This is a genomic window from Actinoplanes sp. NPDC051633 (assembly GCF_040681735.1).
GTDB lineage: Bacteria > Actinomycetota > Actinomycetes > Mycobacteriales > Micromonosporaceae > Actinoplanes.
Genome location: NZ_JBFAZH010001200.1, coordinates 1 through 2,308, shown reverse-complemented (window position 1 = coordinate 2,308; position 2,308 = coordinate 1). Strand labels below are relative to the sequence as shown.

The window sequence follows — 2,308 nt, the reverse complement described above, 5'->3', positions numbered from 1 at the left end:
CGGGCAGCGCGCGGGCCACCACGACCGGAGTCGCCGCCGACGGCACGCCGGTGCGGGCCGCCGGTGCCGCCCGCGCGTCGTCGATCAGCCACGGCACGACGCTGGTCCACGCCGACCTGCACAACCACACCCTGATGTCGGACGGCGACGGCGACCCGCAGCTCGCCTTCGCCTCCATGCGCTCGGCCGGCCTGGACGTCGCCGCGCTCACCGACCACACCACGCTGTTCGCGATCAACGGTCTGAGCAGCTCGGAGTGGAACCGGACGGCCGCCCTCGCGGACGCCGCCAACGAGCCGGGCGTCTACACGGCGATCCGCGGCTTCGAGTGGTCCCATCCGCTGCTCGGTCACGTCAACGTCTGGTATTCCGGCAGCTTCACCGACCTCGCCCGCTCGAGCAGCATGGGCCGGCTCTACGACTGGGTCTCCACGACCGCCGGGATCAGCGGCTTCAACCACCCCGGCCGCGAGGTCCTCCGGTTCAACGACTTCGCGTACGACGCGAGCATGCGCGACCAGATGGTCAGCGTGGAGATGTTCAACCGCGGCGACGACTACCTCTTCGACGGCTGGCCGGACGGGCAGAGCTCACCGCTGAACGCCTGCCTCAACGCGGGCTGGCGCACCGGCCTGACCGGTGTCACCGATGAGCACGGCACCGACTGGGGCTTCCCCGAAGGCAAGGGCCGCACGGGTCTCTGGGTCACCGAGAACACCCGTTCGGCCGTGCTGGAGGCGATGCGGGCGCGGCGGTTCTTCGCCACCCGGGTCAGTGGCCTGCGGCTCGACGCCGTAGCCGACGGCGTACGGATGGGCGGGACATTGCCGGTCGCCAAGGGCGACGTGCGGTTCTCGGTCGATCTCGACCGGGGCCCGGACTGGGCCGGCAAGCCGCTGCACCTGCAGGTGCTGCGGCCCGGATCCCGGGCGCCGCAGGTCGTCGACGTGATCGAGACGGTCGCCGGAGACGTCACCGAGTTCATCGTCCCGCTCGACCTCGCCGACGGCGCCTGGGTCGTGCTCCGGGTGTCCGACCCGGCCCAGGCGAACGCGTCGCCCGGTCCGGACGGGCACCCCTGCAACGATTGGGGGGTCGCCTACACCAGCCCGTGGTGGCTCACCGCCTGAAGATCAGGCGGTGCTGGTCGCCATGCATCCAGCACCGGTACCGCGGTGGTGATGTGTCAGGATCAGCGGATGGAGACCCGTGAACTGCAGGTTCAGGCCCGCGGCATCATCCAGAACGTGCTCGTCGGCGGTCCGGAGGACGGCACACCGGTGCTGCTGGTGCACGGCAACTGCTCATCCGCGCAGTTCTGGCTGCCGCTCGTGCGGCGGCTCCCCGACGGCATCCGGGTGGTCGCCCCGGACCTGCGCGGCTACGGTCGCAGCCAGACCGCGCCGGTGGACGCCACCCGCGGGCTGAGCGACTTCGCCGACGACGTGGCCGCCCTGCTCGACGATCGCAGCCTGTTCCCGCAGGACGGGCCGGTGGCGGTGGCCGCGCACTCGATGGGCTGCGGCGTGGTGATGCAGATGCTCGCCGACCATCCCGGCCGCTTCTCCTCGGTTCTGCTGGAGGCGCCGCTGAGCCCGTACGGCTTCGGCGGCACCCGCGACCTCGACGGCACCCCGACCACGGCGGACTTCGCCGGCACCGGCGGCGGCACCGCCAACCCGGACTTCGTGGCGCGCATCCAGGCCGGCGACCGCGGCGCCGAGGCTCCGACCAGCCCCCTCGCGGTGCTGCGCTCCGCCTACGTGGCCGACCCGGCCTCACTCGGCGCTGACGAACAACTCCTGCTCGACACGGTGCTGAGCACGGCCGTCGGCGAGGACAACTACCCGGGCGACGCCAAGCCGGTGCAGAGCTGGCCGGGCATCGGCCCCGGTGACCGCGGCGTGCTCAACACGATGGCGCCCAACCACTTCAACGTCGCCGAGGCGCTGGCCGGCGCCGCGGTCAAGCCGCCGATCGTCTGGGTCCGCGGGGACCGGGACGCCATCGTGTCCGACACGTCGCTGTTCGACCTGGCGTACCTGGGCTCGCTCGACCTGGTGCCGGGATGGCCCGGCGCCGAGGCCTGCCCGCCGCAGCCGATGGTCGGCCAGACCCGCGCGGTGCTGCAGCGCTACGCGGACAACGGCGGCAGCTTCCGCGAGGTCGTCTACGACAACTGCGGCCACTCCCCGCACGTCGAGCGCCCGGCCGAGGTGACCGCGGAGCTGCTCCGGCTGCTCCAGCCGGTGCGCTGACCCGATTTCACGGCGGTCCCACGAAGGTCAGCACCGACTCCAGCGGGTCG

Annotated in this window: 2 protein-coding genes; both read left to right on the top strand. The window is 72.4% G+C overall.

Annotation, left to right across the window (positions count from 1 at the left end; genetic code table 11):
- Nucleotides 1-1,130 (top strand): CehA/McbA family metallohydrolase (locus AB0M20_RS39000; RefSeq protein ID WP_364306030.1); only part of this gene is annotated, 1,130 nt, incomplete at its 5' end.
- A 69-nt stretch (nt 1,131-1,199) separates the two neighbouring features.
- The gene (locus AB0M20_RS38995) at nt 1,200-2,258 is read left to right on the top strand and encodes an alpha/beta fold hydrolase (RefSeq protein ID WP_364306028.1); all 1,059 of its coding nucleotides are present in this window, start codon (nt 1,200-1,202) and stop codon (nt 2,256-2,258) included.
- Nucleotides 2,259-2,308: the final 50 nt, after the last annotated feature.

What these genes read in the sequence shown, in the direction of transcription:
- AB0M20_RS38995 (WP_364306028.1), top strand. Translation starts at nt 1,200, where the DNA reads ATGGAGACCCGTGAACTGCAGGTTCAGGCCCGCGGCATCATCCAGAAC.